Genomic DNA, 25053 nt, shown 5'->3' with positions numbered 1-25053 from the left:
GCTGTGTCGGCAGCCGGATCTCAGCTGTGCCGGCAGCCGGATCTTGGCTGCGCCGACTACCGGGGCCGGCCGTCAGCTGGTCCAGAAGTCCCACCAACGAGTGAGGATCAGCATGCCGATGATGCCGATGTGCAGGACCGGCAGCACCCAGGTGAACTCGCCGAAGAAGGACTTCAGCGGGCGCGGGGCCGGCAGGAAGCCGTTGCGGACGTTGAACGACGTGACGTACCAGAACATGGTGATCGTCGCGACCCAGGCGAGCGAGCACCACAGGCACAGGGCGTTGATCCGGTACAGGGACTGGAACTGCAGCCAGGTGCAGAAGGCCACGCCGAAGAGGGTGCCGAAGTTGAAGGTCAGCCAGTACCAGCGCGGGAAGCGGGCGCGGGCGAGCAGGCTCATGCCGACGCAGATGACGATGCCGTAGGCGACCAGGCCGAGCATCGGGTTCGGGAACCCGAAGGCGGCGGCCTGCTTGCTCTCCATGACGCTGCCGCAGGAGACGACCGGGTTGAGGCTGCAGCCCGGGGTGAAGGTCTTGCCCTCGACCTTGGCCTCGAGCAGCTTGAACTTGTCGATCGTGATGACCCAGGCGGCGAGCAGACCGGCCGCGCCGGTGATCAGCAGCAGCAGGGCGAAGGCACGACTGCCGCCCACCGCGCGGGGCGCGTCGGCGGCACGCTCGGGCCCGTGCTCCGTGGAGACGTCTTTGACTGTCGTCTTGCTCATCACGCCGATTCCGTCACTTGAGAACTGGACCATCTTCGGGCAGGGGTCATTGTGCCGCACGTGTACGGGTGCGCACCGTTCGCTCCGCATAAGCATGTACGTATGACCGGCGCCGTCCGTTCGGTTCCGGACAGCGCCCGCACCCGCCTACGACAAGGGCGCCGGACGCCCTTTGAGGAGCATCCGGCGCCCACGCGCGCGTGTGTGCGTGCCCACCCACGCCCAGCCCAGCCGTGCCCAGCCGTGCCCACCCGTGCCTAGCCGAGCCGCGCCTCCAGCTCGGCGACGATCTCGTCCACGCCGATCGCCGTCTGCTCGCCGGACTCCATGTCCTTGAGCTGGACGACGCCCTCGGCGAGGTCGCGCTCGCCGGCGACGATCGTGTAGCGGGCCCCGCTGCGGTTGGCGTTCTTCATGGCGCCCTTGAGGCCCTTGCCGCCGTAGGCGAAGTCCGCCGCGACACCGGCCTTGCGCAGCTCGGTGACCTTGGCGAACAGCACCCTGCGGGCCTCCTCGCCGAGCGGTACGGCGTAGACGCTGGTGCCGGCCGGGATGTCCAGCACCACGCCCTCGGCCTCCAGGGCGAGCACCGTGCGGTCGACGCCGAGGGCCCAGCCGACGGACGGCAGCGCGGGGCCGCCGATCATCTCGGACAGACCGTCGTAGCGACCGCCGCCGCCCACCGCGGACTGGGAGCCCAGACCGTCGTGCACGAACTCGAAGGTGGTGCGGGTGTAGTAGTCCAGGCCGCGCACCAGCTTCGGGTCGTCCTCGAAGGAGACACCCGCCGCGCCGATCAGGTCGCGGACCTCCTCGTGGTACGCCTTGCAGGCGTCGCACAGGTAGTCGCGCAGCAGCGGCGCGCCGGTGAGCTGCTTCTGGACCGACTCGCGCTTGTCGTCGAGGACGCGCAGCGGGTTGATGTCGATCCGGCGGCGGGTGTCCTCGTCCAGGTCGAGGCCGCGCAGGAAGTCCTGCAGGGCGGCCCGGTACACCGGACGGCACTCCTTGTCGCCCAGGCTGTTCAGCAGAATGCGGAAGTCCCGAAGGCCCAGGGAGCGGTACGCCTGGTCGGCCAGGATGATCAGCTCGGCGTCCAGCGCCGGGTCCTCGGCACCGATCGCCTCGGCGCCGACCTGGGAGAAGTGCCGGTAACGGCCCTTCTGGGGGCGCTCGTAGCGGTAGTACGAGCCGGAGTACCAGAGCTTGACGGGGAGGTTGCCCGTCTTGTGCAGGTTGGCCTCCAGGGCCGCGCGCAGCACGGAGGCCGTGCCCTCGGGGCGCAGGGCGAGCCTGTCGCCGCCCTTGGTCTCGAAGGCGTACATCTCCTTGGTGACGATGTCGGTGGACTCGCCGACACCGCGTGCGAACAGCTCGACGTTCTCGAAGCCGGGCGTCTCGATGTAGCCGTAGCCGGACCCGCGCAGCGGGGCGGCGATGGCCTCGCGGACGGCCAGGTACGTCGCGGAGTCCGGCGGGATCAGGTCGTAGGTGCCCTTGGGGGCCTGGAAGGTACTCACGGAAGCTCTCTCGTCACATTCCTCGTCGGGGAGCCGGGGAGGCTCCCTGGCCGGCCGCCACCTGCCGCAGATAGGGGTTGGTGGCGCGCTCCTTGCCGATGGTCGTGTGCTCCTTGTGACCGGGCAGCACCACGGTGGAGTCGTCGAGCGGCAGGCACACGCGGGCCAGCGATTCGAGCATGTCCTCCATGGAGCCACCGGGCAGGTCGGTGCGTCCGATGGAGCCGGCGAACAGCAGGTCGCCCGAGAACATGATCGGCGGGATGTCCGCCGCCCCGGGCAGGCCGAAGGTCACCGACCCCTTGGTATGGCCCGGTGCGTGGGCGACGGAGAACTCCAGCCCGGCCAGCGCCAGCTTTGCGCCGTCGGTCAGCTCCTTGACGTCGTCCGGCTCCCCCACGGTCAGCTCGCCCATCAGCGGCATGCCGATGGCGCGGCCGAGGGCCTTCTCGGGGTCGCTCAGCATGTACCGGTCCTCGGGGTGGATCCAGGCGGGCACGTCGTGCGCGCCGCACACGGGGACGACCGAGGCCACATGGTCGATGTGGCCGTGGGTGAGGACGACGGCGACGGGCTTGAGCCGATGTTTCCTGAGCGCGTCCTCGACTCCTTGGGCGGCCTGGTGGCCCGGGTCGATGATCACGCACTCCTCACCGGCGGCGGGGGCGACGACATAACAGTTCGTCCCCCAGGCCCCGGCGGGGAACCCGGCAATGAGCACGATCGTCCTTCGTTGTGTCGATACGGGAGGGCTCACGGGCACGACGCCCGTGGTCCAGAGCCTACCGGCGCTGCCGTTCACTCAGCGAACCCATATACGGTACGGGGCTAGGGGGTGTCGTTTGGATCAGGCCGGCCTGGACGGACAGTGCGGACCGGCTGACCCGAGCGGGGTCTGGTGCGTGCAGATGCAAGGCGGAGGAGTGAGTCGACGCGATGGGGGTCCCCCCGCGCGAGCGAAGCCGAGCGTGGGGGAGTCGGCGATCGACGACAACGCCGCAGATGTGCATGCCAGACCCCGCGACGCCGGGATGATCCAAACGACACCCCCTAGACGCTGCGGCCGGCTCACGGGACGCACGCGTACCGGTCGGCACACGACACGCATGAGGAGAGAACCCGGTGGTCAGCCAGGAGCAGCGGCGGCGTCAGCTCGCCCGGGAGAAGTTCTTGCGGCAGCAGCAGCGGCGCACCAGCGCGCGACGCAAGGCGCGCATGCGCAACTCCGTGATCGCGTCGGTCCTCGGCGTGGTCGTGATCGGCAGCATCGCGCTGTACACGACCGGGGTGCTGAAGAACGACGACAAGAAGACGAACGCGAGCGCCGAGGTCACGCCGAGCGCGTCCGCCCCGAGCAAGGCCCCGGACCCGTGCGGGAAGCCGGCCGAGAGCTCGGTGGCGAAGCTGAGCTGGAAGAAGGAGCCGGCGATGACCATCGACACGTCGGCGAACTACACGATGAAGCTCGCGACGACGTGCGGTGACATCGACGTCGCGCTGAAGGCGTCGGCGGCGCCGCACACCGTGAACTCCTTCGCCTTCCTCGCCGGCAAGGGCTACTTCGACCACACCAAGTGCCACCGTCTGACGACGAACGGCATCTACGTGCTGCAGTGCGGCGACCCGACGGGCACCGGCAGCGGTGGTCCGGGCTACCAGCTCAAGGACGAGAACCTGAAGGACAAGAGCTTGAAGGGCAACAGCTACCCGACGGGCACGGTGGCGATGGCCAACGCCGGTCCGAACACCAACGGCAGCCAGTTCTTCCTGGTCTACAAGGACAGCCCGCTGCCCCCGAACTACACGCCGTTCGGCACGATCGACAAGGCCGGCCTGAAGGTGCTGGACAAGATCGCCGCGGCGGGCGAGAACTCGGGCGCCGGTGACGGTGCCCCGAACGCGACGGTCGTGATCGACAAGGCGACCGTCACGAAGTCCTGACGCCGCGGCGAAGCCCGGGGCAGCACGAGACAGCCTGGGACAACCCGAGAAAGCCCGAGACCACCAGCTGCGGAATTTCGGTCGCGCTGGATGCGGACAGGCCGCCCGCTGGTCGCCTATGTTGGCCGTGACGAAAACTGTGGACGATGCCCGGGGGCCGGGAGGCACCCCGCACGGCATCATGTGGAGGAGGCGCTGTGAGCAGCGACCCGTGGGGCCGCGTCGACGAGACGGGGACCGTGTACGTGCGTACGGCCGACGGCGAGCAGGTCGTCGGTTCCTGGGCGGCAGGCTCCCCTGAGGAGGCGCTTGCCTACTTCGAACGCAAGTACGAGGGCCTGGTTGTCGAGATCGGCCTCCTCGAGAAGCGAGTGCAGACCACCGACCTGTCGGCGAAGGATGCCCAGACCGCGATCGACCACCTGCGCGAGCAGGTGGAGGCGCACCACGCGGTCGGCGACCTGAACGCTCTGCGGACCCGTCTCGACAAACTCGTGGCGACGGTCGAATCCCGGCGTGAGGAGCGCAAGGCGCAGCGCGCCAAGCAGTCCGACGAGGCCCGCCAGGCCAAGGAGGACCTGGTCACCGAGGCCGAGCAGCTGGCGCAGTCCGACCAGTGGCGGGCCGCCGGTGAGCGGCTGCGCGCCCTGGTGGACACCTGGAAGGGGCTGCCGCGGCTGGACCGCAAGTCCGACGACGAGCTGTGGCACCGCTTCTCGCACGCCCGGTCGGCGTTCTCCAAGCGTCGCAAGGGGCACTTCGCGCAGCTGGACGCGCAGCGCGAGGAGGCCCGCCGGACCAAGGAGCGCCTGGTCGGCGAGGCCGAGTCCCTGTCCGCTTCGACGGACTGGGGTCCGACGGCGGCCCGCTACCGCGAGCTGATGGCCGAGTGGAAGGCCGCCGGCCGTGCCCAGCGTGAGCACGAGGACGACCTGTGGAACCGTTTCCGCGGCGCCCAGGACGTGTTCTTCGCGGCGCGCAGCTCGGTGTTCGCCGAGCGGGACGCGGAGCAGTCCGAGAACCTCAAGCTGAAGGAGGAGCTGGCCGAGGAGGCCGAGAAGCTCCTGCCGATCGCGGACCTGAAGGGTGCGCGGGCGGCCTTCCGCTCGATCAACGAGCGCTGGGAGGCCATCGGTCACGTCCCGCGGGACGCGCGTCCGAAGGTCGAGGGCCGGATGCACACGATCGAGCGGGCCCTCCAGGAGGCCGAGGAGGCCGAGTGGCGCCGGACGAACCCGGAGGCACGCGCGCGTGCCGAGGGTCTGACCGGTCAGCTCCAGGCCGCCGTGGACAAGCTGCGGGGCCAGGTCGAGCAGGCGCGCGCCCAGGGCAACAACGCACGGGCCGACAAGCTGGAGCGGGAGCTGGAGGGCCGCCAGGCGCTTCTGGACCAGGCTCTGAAGGGTCTTCAGGAGTTCGGCGGCTGAGGTTCCCCTCACTCCGCATGTGTGCATGGGAAAGGGCCCCGTACGTGCGCGAATTCGAGGGGTCGTTGCAACACTGCTGGTCAGCTGGCTAGGTCCAGTAGCTTAGCGAGGCGCTCGGCTGGGGTTTCCCAGCCGAGCGTTTTGCGTGGGCGGCTGTTGAGTTCTGCGGCCACGGCCTCCAGACGCTCGGGGGTGTGGCCGCTGAGGTCGGTGCCTTTGGGGAAGTACTGCCGAAGCAGGCCGTTGGTGTTCTCGTTGGAGCCGCGCTGCCAGGGGCTGGCCGGGTCGCAGAAGTAGACCGGGATGTCGGTGGCAACGGTGAACGCGCGGTGGGCGGCCATCTCTGAGCCCTGGTCCCAGGTCAGGGAACGCCACAGATGCGGCGGGAGGGTCTGGACGGTGGTGGCGAGCGCGTTGCGGGTCGCGAGGGCGCTGTGGCCGACCGGCAGGTGCACGAGCATCACGTAGCGGGTGGACCGCTCGACCAGCGTGCCGATAGCTGAGCGCCCGTCCTTGCCGATGATGAGGTCGCCTTCCCAGTGGCCGGGGACGGCCCGGTCCTCGGCTTCGGCGGGACGTTCGCTGATCAGGACCATGTCCTTGATTGCGCGGGAGGTGCGCTTGTGGGCCTGGCGGTGCGGGCGCCGGCGGGCCCGGCCGGTGCGAAGAGCGCGGGTCAGTTCCCGGCGCAGTTCTCCGCGGCCCTGGATGTAGAGGGCCTGGTAGATCGTCTCGTGGGTCACGTGCATCTCCGGCCGGTCGGGGAAGCGTGCCCGCAGAGCGTGGCAGATCTGCTCGGGGCTCCACCGCATTGTGAGGTGGTGCTGGATGAAGTCCCGCAGCTCCGGGTTCTGGCCGATCTTGCCGGTCTTCGGGCGGGGACGGCGGGCATCGGCTCGGGCCTGGGCGGTGTGCGGCCGGTAGTACCAGCCCCCCCTTGGGCATGGTGCGCCGGTTGCGGCGTATCTCGCGGCTGATGGTGGACGGGCTGCGGCCCAGCTCGGCGGCGATCTGCCGAATCGACGCCTTCTCACGCAGCCGGTCAGCGATGTGGATGCGGTCGCGCTCCTGCAAGTACCGCGATGGCCCGCAAGGCGGTTCCTCCGAATCCTGCGGAGCCCCGGGCCCATGCCCGTACTCCGGGTAGATCGGAGGAACCGCCTTGCGGCCCTTTTGGTGACCGTTGCGCCACTTCTTGCCCGTACGGCGATCGATGCCGACGATCCGGGCCGCCTCCCGGGTGCTGTAGCCCTGCTCCATGAGCTGGAAGTATGCGGCCCGCTCCCGGGTCAGCGGCCTGGGCCCCCGTTGCTTCCTGTCCTTGCGGATCTCGAAGTCCATCGCACCCCTTGAACTGGGGTGTTGCAACGACCACTAGAACTGAAGGGGACCGGGGCCCTTTTCCCATGCGCTGTGACGACCGGTTTGTGACGACCGGTTTCTACGGCCTGTTCGGATGCGCCGTCACGACCGGCTGCGGCCCGAAGTCACGCGGTAGACGTCGTACACGCCCTCCACTCCACGCACGGCCTTCAGGACGTGGCCGAGGTGCTTCGGGTCGCCCATCTCGAACGTGAAGCGGGAGGTGGCCACGCGGTCCCGGGACGTCTGGACGGCCGCGGAGAGGATGTTGACGTGCTGGTCGGACAGGACGCGGGTGACGTCCGACAGCAGCCGGGAGCGGTCCAGGGCCTCGACCTGGATGGCGACCAGGAAGACCGAGGACTGCGTGGGCGCCCACTCGACGTCGAGGATGCGCTCCGGCTCGCGGGACAGGGAGTCCACGTTGACGCAGTCGCTGCGGTGGACCGAGACACCGCTGCCCCGGGTGACGAAGCCGATGATCGGGTCGCCGGGGACCGGCGTGCAGCAGCGGGCCAGCTTCACCCACACGTCGTCGACGCCCTTGACCACGACGCCCGGGTCGGAGCTGGAGCGGCGCTTGCGGCCACGCGTGCGCGTGGGCGGCACCGCTTCGTCGATCTCCTCGGTGGCCGCCTCCTCGCCGCCGAGCGCCGAGACGAGCTTCTGGACGATGTTCGGTGCGGACACATGGCCCTCGCCGATCGCCGCGTACAGCGCGGAGATGTCCGAGTAGCGCATCTCGTGCGCGAGCGTGACCAGGGAGTCGCCGGTGAGGATGCGCTGGATCGGCAGGTTCTGCTTGCGCATGGCCCGGACGATGGCGTCCTTGCCCTGCTCGATCGCCTCGTCGCGGCGCTCCTTGGAGAACCAGGCGCGGATCTTGTTGCGGGCGCGCGGTGACTTGACGAAGCCGAGCCAGTCGCGGGACGGTCCCGCGCCGGTCGCCTTGGAGGTGAACACCTCCACCAGGTCGCCGTTGTCCAGGGTGGATTCGAGCGGTACGAGACGGCCGTTGACCCGCGCCCCTATGGTGCGGTGGCCGACCTCGGTGTGGACGGCGTAGGCGAAGTCGACCGGGGTGGCCCCGGCCGGGAGCGCTATGACGTCGCCCTTCGGGGTGAAGACGAAGACCTCGTTGCGCGACAGGTCGAAGCGCAGGGACTCCAGGAACTCGCTGGGGTCCTCGGTCTCCTTCTGCCAGTCGAGCAGCTGGCGCAGCCACGCCATGTCGTTGAGGTGGTCGTCCTTGCCCTTGCCGGACGACCTGGGCACGTCGGTACGGACCTTGGAGGCGCCGGCGACGGCCTCCTGCTTGTACTTCCAGTGCGCGGCGATGCCGTACTCCGCGCGCCGGTGCATGTCGAACGTGCGGATCTGCAGCTCGACGGGCTTGCCGTTGGGTCCGATGACCGTCGTGTGCAGCGACTGGTACATGTTGAACTTGGGCATCGCGATGTAGTCCTTGAACCGGCCGGGGACCGGGTTCCATCGCGCGTGCACGGTGCCGAGGGCGGCGTAGCAGTCGCGGACCGTGTCGACCAGGACACGGATCCCCACCAGGTCGTAGATCTCCGCGAAGTCACGGCCGCGGACGATCATCTTCTGGTAGACGCTGTAGTAGTGCTTCGGGCGGCCGGTGACGGTCGCCTTGATACGGGCGGCGCGCAGGTCGGTCTGGACCTCGTCGGTCACTATGGCGAGGTACTCGTCGCGCTTGGGCGCCCGCTCGGCGACGAGCCGCACGATCTCGTCGTACATCTTGGGGTAGAGGATCGCGAAAGCGAGGTCCTCCAGCTCCCACTTGATGGTGTTCATGCCAAGGCGGTGGGCGAGGGGCGCGTAGATCTCCAGCGTCTCGCGCGCCTTCTTCTCCTGCTTCTCGCGCTTGAGGTACCGCATGGTGCGCATGTTGTGCAGGCGGTCGGCGAGCTTGATGACCAGGACGCGCGGGTCCTTGGCCATGGCGACGACCATCTTGCGCACGGTCTCCGCCTGCGCGGCCTCGCCGAACTTGACCTTGTCGAGCTTGGTGACGCCGTCGACGAGCAGCGCGACCGTGTCGCCGAAGTCGCGGCGCAGCTGGTCGAGGCCGTACTCGGTGTCCTCGACGGTGTCGTGCAGCAGCCCGGCCATCAGCGTGGCCGGGTCCATGCCCAGCTCGGCGAGGATGGTGGTCACGGCGAGCGGATGCGTGATGTACGGGTCGCCGCTCTTGCGCTTCTGGCCGCGGTGCCAGCGCTCGGCGACCTGGTAGGCGCGCTCGACCTGCCGCAGGGTCGAGTTCTCGATCTTCGGGTCGTTGCTGCGCACTATGCGCAGCAGCGGTTCGAGAACGGGGTTGTACGGGTTCGCGCGCTGCACGCCGAGGCGGGCGAGGCGGGCGCGGACGCGGTTGGAGGAGCCGGAGCGGGGGGCGGGCTGGACGGCGGCCGGGCGCACGGGAGGGGCAGGTTTGGGCCGCGCGGTGTCCGAGGTCTTCTCGACGGGCGCGGACTGGGCGTGCTCGACCGTCCCGCGGGTGTCGTTCTTCGCTTCGGAAGCGTTCGGCGCGGGCTTCACCGCGGAGGCCGAGGCAGGCTCGGGCTTGGCGGCGGTCAGTGGCTGGGCCTCGTCTGGCAAGAGGGCTCCTCGTGCGCGATCCGGGTCCCCCGGTCAGGCTCCGGAGACCCCATGGTAGCGATCCCGGCGCTCGTCATCGCCTTCAGGCGAATGTGAGAACCCGCTGCCAGTGAAACGCCGGGGGTCGGGAAGGGATTCCTGCGAACGGCCGAGAGGTGTCGTACCGGTGGCCGAAAGGGGCCGGAAGGGGCGCGAAACGCCGAACGGCCCCGGCTGAGCCGGGGCCGTTCGCTGTGCGCACATCGCGCTCAGACCTGGAGCACATCGCGCTCAGACCTGGAGCACATCGCGCTCAGACCTGGAGCACATCGCGCTCAGACCTGGAGCAGCGCCTCCAGCGGGGCCCCGTCCAGCGCGGGGTCCAGCCGCGCCCGGCCGCCGAGGAAGCCCAGCTCCATCAGCACCGCGAGCCCGGACACCTCGGCCCCGGCCCGCTGGATCAGCTGGATCGCGGCCTCGGCCGTACCCCCGGTGGCCAGCACGTCGTCGACGATCAGCACACGGTCGTCGGAGGTCAGGTCCTCCGCGTGCACCTCGATCTCGGCCGACCCGTACTCCAGCTCGTAGGCCTGCCGCAGCGTCGCTCCGGGGAGCTTGCCCGCCTTGCGGACGGGGATGAACCCGAGCCCGGCCCGCACGGCCACCGGCGCGCCCAGGATGAATCCCCGCGCCTCCAGCCCGACGACCTTGGTCGCCCCGGTCTTCGCGGCGATCGCGGCCAGCGCGTCGGTCAGCGCCGTGAACGCGGCCGGGTCCGCCAGGAGCGGGGTGATGTCCTTGAACATCACGCCCTGCTCCGGGTAGTCGGCCACATCGCGGATGCGGCTGAGCAGCAGTTCCTGGATGCCGGTCATCGGCGCTTGCCCGAGGTGCGGCCGCGTCCACGGTTGCGGGGGGCGGTCTGGTCGCGCGGACCCACCACGGCGGGCGTGGCGTCGTCGGCACCGCCGGCGGTGCGGAGGTCCGCGTTGTCCGCCTCGGTGCCGGCCTGCGCCCGCTTGGCCAGGACCCGCTTGCGCAGCGCCTTCATCTCCGGCTCGCGCTCCTTGAGGTCGGCGACGAGCGGCGTGGCGATGAAGATCGAGGAGTACGCACCGGCCGCGAGGCCGACGAACAGCGACAGCGAGATGTCGTTCAGCGTGCCGGCGCCGAGGAAGCCGCCGCCGATGAACAGCAGGCCCGCCACGGGCAGCAGGGCGACCACGGTGGTGTTGATGGAGCGCACCAGCGTGCCGTTGATCGACATGTTGGCGATGTCGCTGTAGGTGAAGCGGGTCTGCTTGGTGATGTCCTTCGTCTGCTCCTTGAGGCTGTCGAAGACGACGACCGTGTCGTAGAGCGAGTAACCGAGGATCGTCAGCAGACCGATGACCGTGCCGGGCGTGACCTCGAAGCCGACGAGGGCGTAGATGCCGGTCGTGATGGTGATGTCGTGGATCAGCGCGACGAGGGCCGCGATGGCCATGCGCCACTCGAAGGCGATGGCCAGGTAGATCACCACGAGCACCATGAAGATGCCCAGGCCCTGCCAGGCCTTGCTGGCGATCTGCTCACCCCAGCTGGGGCCGACCAGGTCGGCGTTCAGCTTCTCGGGGTTGAGGCTGAGGTCCTTGGCCAGCGTCTGCTTGATCTGGTCGGACTTGTCGGTGTCGATGCCCGCGATCTGGATGCGCAGGCTGCCGTTGCCGAGCTTCTGCACGACGGCCTCGTGGCCCGAGGCGTCCTTGGCGTATCCCTCCGCCTGGGCGACGGAGGTGCTCATGCCCGTCGGCGTCGTGAAGACCGCTCCGCCCTGGAACTCGATGCCCATGTTCAGGCCGCGCACCGCCAGGCCGACGATGGCCGTGATGGTGATCAGGATGGAGATGCCGTACCAGATCTTGCGCTTGCCGACGAAGTCGTAGCTGATCTCGCCGCGGTGCAGCCGGGCGCCGAGGTTGCCGAGTTTCGACATTCGCTCACGCCTCCTTCGGGTCGACGGAGCCGGCGGCAGGACCGGCGGGACGGCGGGTACGGCGCAGCGGCGGCTTGGCGCCCAGGCTCTTGGGGTCGAGCCCGGACCACTTGTGGCCGTTCGCGAAGAACGTGCGGCGGGCGAGCAGGGTCATGAGCGGCTTGGTGAAGAAGAAGACGACGACCACGTCGAGCACGGTGGTCAGGCCGAGCGTGAACGCGAAGCCCTGCACCTTGCCGACGGTGACGATGAACAGCACGGCGGCGGCGAGGAACGACACGAAGTCGGAGACCAGGATGGTGCGCCGGGCACGCGGCCAGGCCCGCTCGACGGCGGGGCGCAGCGAGCGGCCCTCGCGGATCTCGTCCCGGATGCGTTCGAAGTACACGATGAACGAGTCCGCGGTGATACCGATGGCAACGATGGCACCGCAGACGGCCGGCAGGTTCAGCGCGAAGCCGATGGCCGGGCCGAGCAGCGACATGAGCACGTAGGTGAGGATCGCCGAGACCAGCAGGGAGGCCATGGCCACGAGCGACAGGCCGCGGTAGTAGGCGACCAGGTAGATCACGACGAGGGCGAGGCCGATGGCGCCGGCGAGCAGACCGGCGTGCAGCTGCTCACCGCCGAGCGCGGCGGTCACCGTGGTGACGGTCTCCTCCTTGAAGGAGAGCGGCAGGGCACCGTAGGACAGCATGTTGGACAGGCTCTGCGCCTCCGTCTGCGTGAACCTGCCGGTGATCTCCGCCTGGCCACCCGTGATGGCGCTCTGCACGTACGGGCTGGAGACGACGTTGCCGTCGAGGACGATGGCGAACTCGTTCTGCGGCTGCTGGTTCTTGGCCAGCTGGCCGGTGATGTCCGCGAACTTCTTGGACCCGCCCGAGGTGAAGTTCATCTGGACCTGCCAGCCGGCGGCACCCTGGGTGTCGAAGACCGCCTGGGCCTTCTTCACGTCGGTGCCGTCCACGGCGGCCGGTCCGAGCAGGTACTTGTACCAGACCTTGTCGACCTCGCCGCAGGCCACGGTGGGCTCGCCGGGCTTGGCGCTGGTGCCGGCCTTCGCGCGGTCGGCGGGCTTGGAGCAGTCCAGGGCGGCGTACTCGGCCTGGAGCTTGCTGGTGTCGGCGTTGCCGGAGGGCGTCGCGGACGGGTTCGCGGGGGAACCGGAGGCCGGGGCGCTCGCGGTGGCCGAGGGCGACGGCGTGGTGTCGGCCTTCAGGGCGTCCGTGACGGCGCGGCCCTGCGAGGTGGCGGAGGCCGTCGCGGTGGGCGTGGACGCCTTCTGGCCCGAGGAGGTGTTGCCGGTCGGGCTCGCGGACGCGCTGCCGGACGGGCTCGGGGAGCCGCTGCCGCTGGGGGAGGCGCTCGGCGACGGGTTCGCCGCCGCGCCGGTGGGCTCGCTGGCGAGGACCGGGCGGAAGTACAGCTTGGCGGTGGTGCCGACCTGCTGCTGGGCCTCCTTGGAGTTGGTGCCCTTGGGGATGTTGACGATGATGTGGTCGTTCCCCTGGGTCTGCACCTCCGCCTCGGAGACGCCAAGGCCGTTGACACGGCGGTTCATGATGTCGACCGCGGTGTCCATGTTGGCCTTGTTGATCGCCGACCCCTGGTCGGCCTTCGCCTTGAGCGTGATGCTCGTACCACCGGCAAGGTCGATGCCGAGACGCGGAGTGGTGTTTCCGGAGAGGAACATCCCCCCGGTGAGCGCCACGATGGCGATCAGGATGAGGGCCAGCGAGCGCCCTGGCTTGCTCTGGGCGCTCGAGCTCCGGCCCCTCTTAGGTGCTGCCACCTTCTCGTACTCCCTCTCGGGCCGCTCGGCGCCCGGTCGGCGCGGTCGGCCATGACATGGTGTCGGGTTCCTCTGCGGGAAACAGAAGCGCCCGGGGCACGTGCCGCGCGGTCAGGCCGCGCGGCGCCGCCCCGGGACGTGACTACTTCGCGTCGGAGTCGCCGTCGGTCCTCTTCGGCTCTTCCTCGGCCTTCGCCTCGGCGGCCTCGGGGGCCTTGTTCTCGGCCGCCTTGTCCTCGACGGCCTTGTCCTCGACGGCCTTGTCCTCGACGGCGTCCTTCTTACCGAGGTCGACGGCCTTGTCGTCGGAGGCGGCGGCAGCGGCGTCGGCCGTGTCGCTCTCGGTGAGGGAGGAGATGTCGTCCGGGACGATGTCGGACTTCAGGTCGTGCTCGATGCCGTGGACGATGCGGTTGTACTCGTCGTCGGAGAGGACGGCGCCGATGGCGTTCTTGGCGAAGAGGAGATCGATGCCAGGGCCGGCGTCGAGGAGGACCGTGTCCTCGTTGACCTCCTTGACCGTGGCGTACATGCCCCCGATGGTGCGGACACCGGATCCGGGCTGCATCTCGTTCCGCATGTTCGCGGCCTGCTGCTGCTTCTTCTTCGCCGAGCGCGTCATCAGGAACATGGCCGCGATGAGCACGATGAACGGGAGAAGGGTCAAGGTATTCACGGGACGGAATTTCCTTCGCGCGACCGCGCGGTGAGAGCGGCCTGTTTGATGGGGGTTGGTCGGCGCCGCCCTCACGGGCGGCATCGGCGGAGTCTAAGCGAGTCCGCGTGCATGGAACAACGCTCAGCATGGCACCTGGGTTCCTGACCCCGCCAATGCCGTCGTCACCGTGGCGCCGTCACGCCCCGAACAGGTCCTGTTGTCCGTTTCCCGCAGCTGACGAGCCTGGTGCGGTCAGGCCGAGATGCGCCCATGCCGCGGGCGTGGCGACCCGGCCACGCGGAGTGCGGGCGAGCAGTCCCTCGCGTACCAGGAAGGGTTCGGCGACCTCCTCGACGGTCTCGCGCTCCTCCCCCACCGCGACCGCGAGCGTCGACAGACCCACCGGACCGCCGCCGAAGAGCTTCAGCAGCGCCTCCAGGACGGCCCGGTCCAGACGGTCGAGGCCACGCTCGTCCACCTCGTAGACGGCGAGGGCCGCCGCGGCGATCTCGCGGGTGATCAGTCCGTCCGCCTTGACCTGGGCGTAGTCGCGCACCCGGCGCAGCAGGCGGTTGGCGATGCGGGGCGTGCCCCGGGAACGGCCGGCGATCTCGGCGGCGCCGGGCGCGTCGACCTCGACGTCGAGGAGGCCGGCCGAGCGGTGCAGGACCCGCTCCAGCTCGGTCGGCTCGTAGAACTCCATGTGCGCGGTGAAGCCGAAGCGGTCGCGCAGCGGGGGCGGCAGCAGGCCCGCGCGCGTGGTGGCGCCGACCAGGGTGAACGGGGGCAGCTCCAGGGGGATGGCGGTGGCGCCGGGTCCCTTGCCGACGATCACGTCGACGCGGAAGTCCTCCATCGCCATGTAGAGCATCTCCTCGGCGGGCCGGGACATGCGGTGGATCTCGTCGAGGAAGAGGACCTCGCCCTCCTGGAGGGACGAGAGGATCGCGGCGAGGTCGCCGGCGTGCTGGATGGCGGGGCCCGAGGTGATGCGGATGGGGGCGCCCATCTCGGCCGCGATGATCATCGACAGGGTGGTCTTGCCCAGGCCGGGGGCGCCGGAGAGCAGCACATGGTCGGCGGTGGCGCCGCGTGCGCGTGCGGCGCGCAGGACGAGGTCGAGCTGTTCGCGGACCTTCTCCTGGCCGATGAACTCGCCGAGGTCCTTCGGGCGAAGGGCCGCCTCGACGGCCTGGTCCTCCCGTCCCGCGACCGAGTCCACCAGCCGCTCGGCGGGGTCAACGAACCGCTCCTCGGCGGAGGTGTCGGTCGTGTCGTCCCAGTTCACTGAGGTACTCCTAGCTGGGTGGCGCAGGTCAGCGGGCGCGGTTCAGGGTCTGCAGGGCGGCTTTCAGCAGCTGGCCCACCTGGGGGGTGCCGGCCGCGGCCTCGGCCTGGGGGGCCACCGCGGAGACGGCCTCGTCGGCCTCGCGGGTGGCGTAGCCGAGGCCGATGAGGGCCGCGTGCAGCTGGTCGCGCCAGGCCTGGCCGGCCGGGGCGGCGACGGCGGGGGCGCCGGTGGGCGCGCCGAGCCGGTCCTTCAGCTCCAGCAGCAGCTTCTGCGCGCCCTTCTTGCCGATGCCGGGGACCGCGGTGAGGGCCTTCTCGTCACCGGTGGCGACGGCGCGGCGCAGGGCGTCCGGGGTGTGCACGGCGAGCATCGCCTGGGCCAGACGCGGGCCTACCCCGCTCGCGGTCTGCAGCAGCTCGAAGACCTGCCGCTCGTCGTCATCGGCGAAGCCGTACAGGGTCAGCGAGTCCTCGCGCACCACGAGGGAGGTGTGCAGCTTGGCGGGCCGGCCCGTGCGGAGCGTGGACAGCGTGTTCGGCGTGCACTGGACGGCCATGCCGACACCGCCGACCTCGACGACCGCGGCGTCGGGGGCGAGCGCGGCGACCGTGCCGCTGACGAAGGCGATCATGCCGTACGGCCTTTCGTTGCGTTGACTGTGTGGCGGGCGACCGCCTGCTGGAGCCGGTTGTGGGCAGGGGCGCGCCAGATGTGGCAGATGGCGAGCGCGAGGGCGTCCGCGGCGTCGGCCGGTCTGGGCGGCGCGGAGAGCCTCAGCAGCCGGGTGACCATGGCGCCGACCTGCGCCTTGTCGGCCCGTCCGCTGCCGGTGACGGCGGCCTTGACCTCGCTCGGCGTGTGCAGGGCGACCGGCATGCCGCGCCGGGCGGCGCACAGCATGGCGACGGCGCTGGCCTGGGCGGTGCCCATGACCGTGCGCACGTTGTGCTGGCTGAAGACGCGCTCGACGGCGACGACGTCGGGCCGGTGCGTGTCCAGCCACTCTTCGAGGCCCCGCTCGACGGCGAGCAGCCGGTGGCTCAGGTCCGCGTCCGCGGGCGTACGGACGACGCCCACGCCGAGCATGGTGAGCGGCCGGCCCGCGACCCCCTCGACCACGCCGACACCGCACCGCGTCAGCCCGGGATCCACCCCCAATACCCGCACCGCGCCCCCTCCCTCTTTGCGGCTAAACCGCCGCCGCTCTCGCGGACCTGGCTGAGCACCGTCGTGGTTCCTCAATCGATGGTTGCGGTCCGTGGGCGGTGATCCATGGATGACGCCAGGCTAACGGCTGCCACTGACAACGGCGGCGGGCCGGTGGGATGTGTCCCACCGGCCCGCCGAACAGCGCGCCAAGCTCGCGGCAGCGCTACGCGTCGACCTTCTCCATGACCTCGTCGCTGACGTCGAAGTTGGCGAAGACGTTCTGCACGTCGTCGCTGTCCTCCAGCGCGTCGATCAGCTTGAAGATCTTGCGGGCGCCCTCTTCGTCCAGCTCGACCTGGACCGAGGGAACGAAGCTGGACTCGGCGGAGTCGTAGTCGACGCCGGCCTCCTGGAGGGCGGTGCGGACCGCGACCAGGTCGGTGGCCTCGCTGATGACCTCGAAGGTCTCGCCGAGGTCGTTGACCTCCTCGGCGCCCGCGTCCAGGACGGCGCCGAGGACGTCGTCCTCGGACAGCTCACCCTTGGGGACGATGACGACGCCCTTGCGGCTGAACATGTACGACACCGAGCCGGGGTCGGCCATGTTGCCGCCGTTGCGGGTCATGGCGACGCGGACGTCGGAGGCGGCGCGGTTGCGGTTGTCGGTGAGGCACTCGATGAGCACCGCGACACCGTTGGGGCCGTAGCCCTCGTACATGATCGTCTCGTAGTCGGCGCCGCCGGCCTCGAGTCCACCGCCGCGCTTGATCGCGGAGTCGATGTTCTTGTTCGGGACCGACTGCTTCTTGGCCTTCTGGACAGCGTCGTAGAGGGTCGGGTTGCCCTCCAGATCGATGCCGCCCATACGCGCCGCGACCTCGATGTTCTTGATCAGCTTCGCGAAGAGCTTGCCGCGCTTGGCATCGATCACGGCCTTCTTGTGCTTCGTCGTGGCCCATTTAGAGTGGCCGGACATCTGCCTGTCTCCTTCGCGTAACCCATCTCTGCAACGAACGCAGAGATCCTACAAGGACTCCGCCGCCATGCTCGCGCGCACCATGTCGACGAACAGGGAGTGCACGCGGTGGTCGCCGGTCAGTTCCGGGTGGAACGACGTGGCGAGCGCGTTGCCCTGACGGACGGCGACGATGTGGCCGTCGTGCTCGGCGAGCACCTCGGCCCCGGCGCCCACGGACTCGACCCAGGGGGCGCGGATGAAGACGCCCTCCACAGAATCGCCCGCGACGCCCAGGACGTCGACCGAGGCCTCGAAGGACTCGTTCTGCCGGCCGAAGGCGTTGCGGCGCACGATCATGTCGATGCCGCCGATGGTCTCCTGGCCCGAGCGCGGGTCGAGGATCTTGTCGGCGAGCATGATCATGCCGGCGCAGGTGCCGTAGACGGGCATGCCGTCCTGCACGCGCGCGCGGAGGGGCTCCATCACTCCGAAGAGGACGGCCAGCTTGGAGATGGTGGTGGACTCGCCGCCGGGCAGGACGAGACCGTCGACCTCGGCGAGTTCCTCGGGGAGCCTGACCGGCCTGGCCACGGCGTCAGCCGCGGCCAGGGCGATGAGGTGCTCCCGTACGTCGCCCTGGAGTGCCAGGACACCGATGACGGGGGTGTTCATGGGTGTCGGTGCCTTACCAGCCGCGGTTGGCGTAGCGCTCGGTCTCGGGGAGGGTGTCGCAGTTGATGCCGACCATGGCCTCGCCGAGGTTGCGGGACGCGTCCGCGATGATCTTCGGGTCGTCGTAGAAGGTGGTGGCCTTCACGATGGCGGCGGCGCGCTTGGCCGGGTCGCCGGACTTGAAGATGCCGGAGCCGACGAAGACGCCCTCGGCGCCGAGCTGGCGCATCAGGGCGGCGTCGGCCGGGGTGGCGACGCCACCGGCGGAGAAGAGGACCACCGGGAGCTTGCCCAGCTCGGCGACCTCCTTGACCAGCTCGTACGGGGCGCGCAGCTCCTTGGCGGCGGCGTACAGCTCGTGGTTGTCGAAGCCGCGGAGCCTGGCGATCTCGTTCTTGATCTGGCGCAGGTGGCGGACGGCCTCGACGACGTTGCCGGTGCCGGCCTCGCCCTTGGAGCGGATCATCGCGGCGCCCTCGGCGATGCGGCGCAGGGCCTCGCCCAGGTTGGTGGCACCGCAGACGAAGGGGGTGGTGAACGACCACTTGTCGGAGTGGTTGACCTCGTCGGCCGGGGTGAGGACCTCGGACTCGTCGATGTAGTCCACGCCGAGGGACTGCAGGACCTGGGCCTCGACGAAGTGGCCGATGCGGGACTTCGCCATGACCGGGATGGAGACGGCGTCGATGATGCCCTCGATCATGTCCGGGTCGGACATACGGGCCACGCCGCCGTCCTTGCGGATGTCGGCCGGGACCCGCTCCAGGGCCATGACGGCGACGGCGCCCGCGTCCTCGGCGATCTTCGCCTGCTCCGGCGTGACGACGTCCATGATCACGCCGCCCTTGAGCTGCTCGGCCATTCCGCGCTTCACGCGGGCGGTGCCGGTCTCGGGAGCCTGGTTGTCGGTGGTGGACACGGGTGACCTCACTGAAGGGAAAAAAGAGGGTTTCTGCTGCCAGAGCAGGAAACGTGAGCGGACCAGTCCACAGCAAGGGCCAATGGCAACCCTGTGGATCCTTTTGGTCCACCAAAGGTTCAGGCGGCCCGCTCCACCAGGGCCGCGGGCGGCTCGTCGTCCATCTCGAAGGCCAGCGGGAACGGGGCGTGACCGGCCAGCCGGAACCAGCGCACCTTGCGGTGCTCACGAAGCCTGCGAGCGGCCCCTACGGCGTCGTTGTGGAAGCGGCGGGCCATCGGTACCCGGCGCACCGCTTCGGCGAGCTCACGGGCCGCCTCCTCGCCTCCAGGGGCCTCCCGTACGGCCTCGACCTGCTGGGGATCCGCGAAGACCGCGCGCAGGGCCTGGCTCAGCTCGCTCTCCGCGACCTCCCGCTGCTCCTCCTCGGCCTGCCGGGCGGCGTGCGCGGCCTCGTAGAGCACGATCGAGGCGGCCGGGTCCAGCACGCCCGAGGTGGCCAGTTCCTGGGCCACGGACGCCCTGCGCAGCAGTTGTGCGTCGAGGGCGGCGCGGGCGGCGTCCATCCGCACGTGCAGCCGGTCCAGCCGCCCCGCCGTCCAGCTCAGGTAGAGGCCGACGGCCACGAGGGCGACGAGGATCCAGATGAGGGTTGGAGTCACGGGCGAAGGCTACCGGGGCGCCGCGGCCGGGTCCGAGGCCGTCGGCGGCCCGGTGCGGTCAGTCCCGTGCCAGCCCGAAACGCGAGCGCAGCCGCGAGCGCTCGTCCGCGGCCACCGCCGCCGTGCCCGTCGTCACGGTCTCGTACACCGACAGGATGTCCGCGCCGACCGTGGACCAGTCGAAGCGCCGCACGTGCGCGCTCCCGCGCTCGCGCAGTTCGGCCAGCCGCCCGGGGTCGGCGAGCAGGCGGAGGGCGGCCTCGGCGAGCGCCTCCGCGTCCTCGTTGGCGAAGACCTCGCCGGCCGCGCCCTGGTCGAGGACCTGGACGAAGGCGTCGAGGTCGGAGGCGAGGACAGGGGCGCCCGCCGACATGGCCTCCACGAGGATGATGCCGAAGCTCTCGCCGCCGGTGTTGGGCGCGACGTACAGGTCGACGCTGCGCAGGAAACGGGCCTTGTCCTCGTCGCTGATCATGCCGAGGAACTCCACGCGCGAACGCAGTTCCTCGGGCAGGTCCTCCACTGCCGCCTCCGCGTCGCCCCGGCCCGCGACCAGCAGACGGGCCTGCGGGCGGGCGGCCAGGATCTTCGGGAGCGCCTTCATCAGCACCGGCAGGCCCTTGCGGGGCTCGTCGATCCGGCCGATGAAGCCGATCGTGTCCCCCTGCCACCGGGGCTCGGGTTCGGCCTTGGCGAAGAAGTCGACGTCGACGCCGTTGGGGATGACCACCGCGTCCCCGCCCAGGTGCTCGACCAGGGTGCGCCGGGCGTACTCGCTGACCGCGATGCGGGCGCTGATCTTCTCCAGCGCGGCCTGCAGGATCGCGTACGCGGCGATCATCGCGCGCGAACGCGGGTTGGAGGTGTGGAAGGTGGCCACGATGGGGCCCTGTGCCGCCCAGCAGGTCAGCAGGCCGAGCGAGGGGGACGTCGGTTCGTGGATGTGGACCACGTCGAACGCGCCGTCGTGCAGCCAGCGCCGCACCCGCGCGGCCGACAGGAACCCGAAGTTGAGGCGGGCCACCGAGCCGTTGTACGGCACCGGGACCGCGCGGCCGGCCGAGACGACGTAGGGCGGCAGCGGGGTGTCGTCGTCGGCCGGGGCGAGGACGGACACCTCGTGGCCCAGCCGGATGAAGTACTCGGCGAGGTCGCGGATGTGGAACTGGACGCCACCGGGCACGTCCCAGGAGTACGGGCAGACGATCCCGATTCTCACGAGGGTCCCTTCGCGGGGTCGAGGTCGGCGAGCCACAGCCGCTGGAGCATGTGCCAGTCCTCCGGATGATCGGCGATCCCGGTGGCGAAGGCGTCGGCCAGCGCCTGTGTCATCACCGACGTCTTCTCTGCCCGCGTACCTGACTCCGGTACCTCGACCGGCGGGTGCACCTGCCCCTTCATGACGGGCGAGTCGTCGTACCAGAGGGTGACGGGCAGCAGCAGGGCGCCGGTCTGCTGGGCGAGCAGGGCCGGGCCCGCGGGCATCCGGGTGCGCTCGCCGAAGAACTCGACCTCGACGCCGGAGGCCGACAGGTCCCGGTCGGCGACCAGGCAGACCAGGCCGCCGTCGCGCAGCCGCCGGGCCAGGGTGCCGAAGGCGGAGCCGCCGCTGTGCGGCAGCACCTCCATGCCGAGGCCCTCGCGGTAGGCGACGAAGCGGTCGTAGAGCGTCTCGGGCTTGAGGCGCTCGGCGACGGTCGTGAACGGCGTCTCCAGCTTGGTGGTGACCCAGGCGCCGGCGAGGTCGTAGTTGGCCATGTGCGGCAGCGCGAGGATCACGCCCTCGTCCGAGGCGAGGCCGTCGGTCAGGTGGTGCACGTCCTTCGGGTCGAAGCCGGTCCGCACGCGCTCGCGGCTCCAGGCCGGCAGCCGGAAGGATTCCATCCAGTAGCGCAGGTAGGAGCGCATGCCCGCGCGCGAGAGCTCGGCGAGCCGCTCGGGCGAGGCGCCGGGCACCACGCGCGCGTAGTTGCTCTCCAGCCGCTTGACGCCCTTGCCGCGCTGCTTCCAGGCGAGGTCGGCGATGGTCTGCCCGAGGCGGACCGCGACGGGTTCGGGGAGCTTCTTGACGGTGCTCCAGCCGAAACCGTACAGCGCGTCGGTGAAGCGGTCGGCGGTGCTCACTTGGCCGCCTCGCTCCCCTGGGACGCGCTGTGCCGCGCGGCCTCGTCCGCCTCTGCGGACTCGCGGCGGACGGTGACGACACGCTGGACCAGTGTGATCAGGCTGCCCACGGCGACGATCCACAGGGCGACCGGCAGCAGCCACTGGATGCCCGGTACGCCGAACTTGTGGAGGCCCGCGAAACCGGCCGCGACCAGCGAGATCACCAGGCGTTCGGCGCGTTCGACGAGCCCGTTGACGGCGACGGGCAGCCCGATCGACTCGCCGCGCGCCTTGGTGTACGACACCACCTGGCCGCTGGCCAGGCAGAAGATCGAGACGGCACACAGGACGTTGTTGTCGCCGTTGCCCGCGTACCACAGGGCGAAGCCGCCGAAGATCGCGCCGTCGGCGACCCGGTCCAGGGTGGAGTCCAGGAAGGCGCCCCAGCGGCTGGAGCGGCCCAGCTGGCGGGCCATGTTCCCGTCGACCAGGTCGGAGAAGACGAAGAGCGTGATCACGACCGTTCCCCAGAAGAACTCTCCCCGGGGGTAGAAGACCAGCGCGCCCGCCACGACACCGGCCGTACCGATGAGCGTCACCGTGTCGGGGCTCACGCCCCGTCGGATGAGAAACGCGGCGAACGGTGTGAGGACACGCGTGAAGAATGCACGCGCGTACTTGTTCAGCATGGCCTTCCCGACGGTCGGTGGCGCCGTGGCCCTGGTGGCCTCCGGCTGGCCCATCGTAGTCACGCGCGGGCGTACGCGGCGGGCGGGCACCCGCAGCCGGTGCCGCGATCCGGTGATCAGGCCCCCGAGCGGTCCCGGCCGGTGCTGCGCGGTCGTCCGTGTGGGCCCGGTGATCCTCCGTGCGGACCCGGTGGTCCTTCGTATGGACGCGACGTGACGGGAGTGGAAAGCTCGAAGGACCGCGGGCGTCCGGAGCCGCCACCGCACGCGGTTCCGCGTGTCCGCGCCCACAGTGACCTCACCGTGCACGGGAGGCAGGATCATGGGCGACAAGGCGCAATCACACCCCGGGGCCGCCGGCAGGGCAGTGGCGGCCGACCACCCCGCGTCCGTACGGAATGTGGTGCTGGTCGGCCACTCCGGATCGGGCAAGACAACGCTGGTGGAGGCCCTCGCGCTGACCGCGGGGGCGGTGAACCGGGCGGGCCGCGTGGAGGACGGCGGCACCGTCTCCGACTACGACGACATCGAGCACCGGCAGCAGCGGTCGGTACAGCTCTCCCTGGTCCCGGTCGAATGGGACGCCATCAAGATCAACCTCCTCGACACCCCCGGATACGCCGACTTCGTCGGGGAACTGCGGGCCGGTCTGCGCGCGGCGGACGCGGCCCTCTTCGTCGTCTCGGCCTCGGACGGGGTGGACGGCTCGACCCGGATGGTGTGGGAGGAGTGCGCGGCGGTCGGCATGCCCCGCGCGATCGTGATCACGCATCTGGAGGCCGCCCGCGCGGACTTCGAGGAGATGACCCGGATCTGCGCGGAGGCCTTCGGCGCCGACGACCCGGACGCCGTGCTGCCGCTGTACCTGCCGCTGCGCGGGGCCGAGGGTCCCGACGGGCACGCGCCCGTGACCGGTCTGGTCGGGCTGCTGTCGCAGAAGCTGTTCGACTACTCGACCGGGGAGCGCAAGGAGTCCGAGCCCGGCGAGGACCAGCTGCCGGACATCGCCGAGGCCCGCAACCGGCTCATCGAGGGGATCATCGCCGAGAGCGAGGACGAGACCCTCATGGACCGCTATCTGGGCGGCGAGCGGATCGACGTCAAGACGCTGATCGAGGACCTGGAGCGGGCCGTCGCACGCGGCACGTTCTTCCCCGTCCTGGCGGCCGCCCCCGCCGCCGAGGGCGCCCGGCAGGGCCTGGGCACGGTGGAGCTGCTTGAGCTGGTCACCCGCGGGTTCCCGACCCCGTTCGAGCACCCCCTGCCCGGGGTCACGACGATCGACGGTCGCGCGCGTGAGCTGAAGGCCTGCGACACCGACGGGCCGCTGGTCGCCGAGGTGGTGAAGACCACCTCCGACCCGTACGTCGGCCGTGTGTCCCTGGTGCGCGTCTTCTCCGGCACCCTGCGCCCCGAGGCGACGCTGCACGTCTCCGGGCACGGCCTCACCGACCGCGGGCACGAGGACCACGACATCGACGAGAAGATCGGCGCCCTGACCATGGCCTTCGGCAAACAGCAGCGCCCGGTGTCCCACGCCGTCGCGGGCGACCTGGTGTGCGTGGCCAAGCTCGGCCGGGCCGAGACCGGGGACACGCTCTCGGCCAAGGACGACCCGCTGCTGATGGAGCCCTGGCAGATGCCGGACCCGCTGCTGCCGCTCGCCATCCAGGCGCACAGCAAGGCGGACGAGGACAAGCTCTCCCAGGGACTCTCCCGCCTGGTCGCCGAGGATCCGACGATGCGGCTCGAACAGAACCAGGACACCCACCAGGTGGTGCTGTGGTGCCTGGGCGAGGCCCACGCGGACGTCGCCCTTGAGCGGCTGCGCAACCGGTACGGGGTCCAGGTCGACGTCGTACCGCACCGGGTCTCCCTGCGGGAGACGTTCGCCGCGAAGGCGGGCGGGCGCGGCCGGCACGTGAAGCAGTCCGGCGGGCACGGGCAGTACGCGATCTGCGAGATCGAGGTGGAGCCGCTGCCGGGCGGCTCGGGCATCGAGTTCGTCGACAAGGTGGTCGGCGGCGCCGTGCCCCGGCAGTTCATCCCGTCCGTGGAGAAGGGCGTACGGACGCAGGCCGCCAAGGGTGTCGCCGCCGGGTATCCGCTGGTCGACGTGCGGGTCACGCTGCTGGACGGCAAGGCGCACTCGGTGGACTCCTCCGACGCCGCTTTCCAGACGGCGGGCGCGCTCGCGCTGCGCGAGGCCGCGACCGAGAGCCGGATCCATCTGCTGGAGCCGGTCGCCGAGGTGAGCGTGCTGGTCGCCGACGACTACGTGGGCGCGGTGATGAGCGACCTGTCGACCCGGCGCGGCCGGGTGCTCGGCACCGAACAGGTGGGCTCCGGGCGGACCTTGATCCGGGCCGAGGTCCCCGAGTTCGAGATCGGCCGCTACGCGATCGACCTGCGTTCCCTGTCGCACGGCACGGCCCGCTTCGACCGCGCGTACGTGCGGCACGAGCCGATGCCGCCCCAGGTCGCCGACCGGATCCGCGAACAGGCGGGCGAAGCGCCGTAGTTCACGCCTGCTCCGCTCCGTGCGCCGGCGGGCGGCTTCGGCCGTCCGCCGACGCGCTGTCAGTGGCTGCGGATACGC

At 70.4% G+C, this 25053-nt stretch carries 21 protein-coding genes and 1 pseudogene; 3 read left to right on the top strand and 19 right to left on the bottom strand.

Annotated features, from left to right (window positions below; genetic code table 11):
* Window positions 1-72: 72 nt before the first annotated feature.
* From ACGFYV_RS01350 to ACGFYV_RS01340, 3 genes are all read right to left on the bottom strand, one after another.
* Complete coding sequence (locus tag ACGFYV_RS01350) at window positions 73-729, bottom strand: vitamin K epoxide reductase family protein (RefSeq protein WP_393876256.1); 657 nt, start codon at window positions 727-729, stop codon at window positions 73-75.
* A gap of 257 nt (window positions 730-986) precedes the next feature.
* Complete coding sequence (hisS, locus tag ACGFYV_RS01345; RefSeq protein ID WP_393876255.1) at window positions 987-2249, bottom strand: histidine--tRNA ligase; 1263 nt, start codon at window positions 2247-2249, stop codon at window positions 987-989.
* A gap of 13 nt (window positions 2250-2262) precedes the next feature.
* Window positions 2263-2970: an MBL fold metallo-hydrolase gene (locus ACGFYV_RS01340; RefSeq protein ID WP_393876254.1), complete on the bottom strand. Its 708-nt coding sequence runs from the start codon at window positions 2968-2970 to the stop codon at window positions 2263-2265.
* A gap of 401 nt (window positions 2971-3371) precedes the next feature.
* On the opposite strand from ACGFYV_RS01340, the gene ACGFYV_RS01335 reads away from it, so the two are divergent.
* Both ACGFYV_RS01335 and ACGFYV_RS01330 read left to right on the top strand, forming a co-directional pair.
* Entirely contained in the window at window positions 3372-4190 is an 819-nt protein-coding gene (locus tag ACGFYV_RS01335) for a peptidylprolyl isomerase (protein ID WP_393876253.1), read from the top strand.
* 197 nt (window positions 4191-4387) lie between these two features.
* A complete protein-coding gene (locus tag ACGFYV_RS01330; protein WP_393876252.1) occupies window positions 4388-5617 on the top strand; it encodes a DUF349 domain-containing protein in 1230 nt (409 codons plus the stop codon).
* 80 nt (window positions 5618-5697) lie between these two features.
* On the opposite strand, the pseudogene ACGFYV_RS01325 reads toward ACGFYV_RS01330, so the two are convergent.
* From ACGFYV_RS01325 to pgsA, 16 genes and pseudogenes are all read right to left on the bottom strand, one after another.
* Window positions 5698-6958 (bottom strand): annotated as a pseudogene (locus ACGFYV_RS01325) (IS30 family transposase).
* 123 nt (window positions 6959-7081) lie between these two features.
* Window positions 7082-9601: a RelA/SpoT family protein gene (locus ACGFYV_RS01320; RefSeq protein ID WP_393876251.1), complete on the bottom strand. Its 2520-nt coding sequence runs from the start codon at window positions 9599-9601 to the stop codon at window positions 7082-7084.
* A gap of 314 nt (window positions 9602-9915) precedes the next feature.
* Window positions 9916-10455, bottom strand: coding sequence for an adenine phosphoribosyltransferase (locus ACGFYV_RS01315; protein ID WP_393876250.1), 540 nt, complete (start codon window positions 10453-10455; stop codon window positions 9916-9918).
* The gene (gene secF, locus ACGFYV_RS01310; protein WP_393876249.1) at window positions 10452-11555 is read right to left on the bottom strand and encodes a protein translocase subunit SecF; all 1104 of its coding nucleotides are present in this window, start codon (window positions 11553-11555) and stop codon (window positions 10452-10454) included. Before secF ends, ACGFYV_RS01315 begins: the two co-directional genes overlap by 4 nt.
* Before the next feature lie 4 nt (window positions 11556-11559).
* Entirely contained in the window at window positions 11560-13350 is a 1791-nt protein-coding gene (secD, locus tag ACGFYV_RS01305; RefSeq protein WP_393876248.1) for a protein translocase subunit SecD, read from the bottom strand.
* A gap of 142 nt (window positions 13351-13492) precedes the next feature.
* A complete protein-coding gene (gene yajC / locus ACGFYV_RS01300) occupies window positions 13493-14026 on the bottom strand; it encodes a preprotein translocase subunit YajC (RefSeq protein ID WP_393876247.1) in 534 nt (177 codons plus the stop codon).
* A gap of 178 nt (window positions 14027-14204) precedes the next feature.
* A complete protein-coding gene (gene ruvB, locus ACGFYV_RS01295) occupies window positions 14205-15296 on the bottom strand; it encodes a Holliday junction branch migration DNA helicase RuvB (protein WP_393876246.1) in 1092 nt (363 codons plus the stop codon).
* A gap of 28 nt (window positions 15297-15324) precedes the next feature.
* Window positions 15325-15930, bottom strand: coding sequence for a Holliday junction branch migration protein RuvA (ruvA, locus tag ACGFYV_RS01290; protein WP_393876245.1), 606 nt, complete (start codon window positions 15928-15930; stop codon window positions 15325-15327).
* Window positions 15927-16466 carry a crossover junction endodeoxyribonuclease RuvC gene (ruvC, locus tag ACGFYV_RS01285; protein WP_393876244.1) on the bottom strand — a complete coding sequence of 180 codons (540 nt, stop codon included), beginning with the start codon at window positions 16464-16466 and terminating at the stop codon, window positions 15927-15929. The genes ruvA and ruvC overlap by 4 nt, the downstream gene beginning before the upstream one ends.
* Before the next feature lie 205 nt (window positions 16467-16671).
* The gene (locus ACGFYV_RS01280) at window positions 16672-17424 is read right to left on the bottom strand and encodes a YebC/PmpR family DNA-binding transcriptional regulator (RefSeq protein ID WP_393876243.1); all 753 of its coding nucleotides are present in this window, start codon (window positions 17422-17424) and stop codon (window positions 16672-16674) included.
* A 48-nt stretch (window positions 17425-17472) separates the two neighbouring features.
* Window positions 17473-18078, bottom strand: coding sequence for a pyridoxal 5'-phosphate synthase glutaminase subunit PdxT (gene pdxT / locus ACGFYV_RS01275; protein WP_393876242.1), 606 nt, complete (start codon window positions 18076-18078; stop codon window positions 17473-17475).
* 13 nt (window positions 18079-18091) lie between these two features.
* Window positions 18092-18997 (bottom strand): pyridoxal 5'-phosphate synthase lyase subunit PdxS, encoded by a 906-nt coding sequence (pdxS, locus tag ACGFYV_RS01270; protein WP_199209807.1) that lies wholly within the window; start codon window positions 18995-18997, stop codon window positions 18092-18094.
* A gap of 119 nt (window positions 18998-19116) precedes the next feature.
* A complete protein-coding gene (locus tag ACGFYV_RS01265; RefSeq protein WP_393876241.1) occupies window positions 19117-19659 on the bottom strand; it encodes a hypothetical protein in 543 nt (180 codons plus the stop codon).
* A 58-nt stretch (window positions 19660-19717) separates the two neighbouring features.
* Window positions 19718-20878, bottom strand: a complete 1161-nt coding sequence (locus tag ACGFYV_RS01260) for a glycosyltransferase family 4 protein (RefSeq protein ID WP_393876240.1) — start codon at window positions 20876-20878, stop codon at window positions 19718-19720.
* Window positions 20875-21783, bottom strand: coding sequence for a phosphatidylinositol mannoside acyltransferase (locus ACGFYV_RS01255; RefSeq protein ID WP_393876239.1), 909 nt, complete (start codon window positions 21781-21783; stop codon window positions 20875-20877). The genes ACGFYV_RS01260 and ACGFYV_RS01255 overlap by 4 nt, the downstream gene beginning before the upstream one ends.
* A complete protein-coding gene (gene pgsA, locus ACGFYV_RS01250) occupies window positions 21780-22508 on the bottom strand; it encodes a phosphatidylinositol phosphate synthase (protein WP_393876381.1) in 729 nt (242 codons plus the stop codon). Before pgsA ends, ACGFYV_RS01255 begins: the two co-directional genes overlap by 4 nt.
* Window positions 22509-22776: 268 nt before the next feature.
* Here pgsA and ACGFYV_RS01245 point away from each other — a divergent pair, with 268 nt between their 5' ends.
* Complete coding sequence (locus ACGFYV_RS01245) at window positions 22777-24975, top strand: elongation factor G-like protein EF-G2 (protein ID WP_393876238.1); 2199 nt, start codon at window positions 22777-22779, stop codon at window positions 24973-24975.
* Window positions 24976-25053: the final 78 nt, after the last annotated feature.

It is taken from the genome of Streptomyces sp. NPDC048297, from assembly GCF_043201585.1.
Classification (GTDB): domain Bacteria; phylum Actinomycetota; class Actinomycetes; order Streptomycetales; family Streptomycetaceae; genus Streptomyces.
Note: the sequence above shows the minus strand (reverse complement) of the source record. Positions and strands in the feature narration are given on the sequence as shown.

What these genes read in the sequence shown, in the direction of transcription:
- secF (WP_393876249.1), bottom strand. Translation starts at nt 11,555, where the DNA reads ATGTCGAAACTCGGCAACCTCGGCGCCCGGCTGCACCGCGGCGAGATC.
- pdxT (WP_393876242.1), bottom strand. Translation starts at nt 18,078, where the DNA reads ATGAACACCCCCGTCATCGGTGTCCTGGCACTCCAGGGCGACGTACGG.
- ACGFYV_RS01280 (WP_393876243.1), bottom strand. Translation starts at nt 17,424, where the DNA reads ATGTCCGGCCACTCTAAATGGGCCACGACGAAGCACAAGAAGGCCGTG.
- ruvA (WP_393876245.1), bottom strand. Translation starts at nt 15,930, where the DNA reads ATGATCGCCTTCGTCAGCGGCACGGTCGCCGCGCTCGCCCCCGACGCC.
- ACGFYV_RS01315 (WP_393876250.1), bottom strand. Translation starts at nt 10,455, where the DNA reads ATGACCGGCATCCAGGAACTGCTGCTCAGCCGCATCCGCGATGTGGCC.
- ACGFYV_RS01245 (WP_393876238.1), top strand. Translation starts at nt 22,777, where the DNA reads ATGGGCGACAAGGCGCAATCACACCCCGGGGCCGCCGGCAGGGCAGTG.
- pgsA (WP_393876381.1), bottom strand. Translation starts at nt 22,508, where the DNA reads ATGGGCCAGCCGGAGGCCACCAGGGCCACGGCGCCACCGACCGTCGGG.
- ACGFYV_RS01350 (WP_393876256.1), bottom strand. Translation starts at nt 729, where the DNA reads ATGAGCAAGACGACAGTCAAAGACGTCTCCACGGAGCACGGGCCCGAG.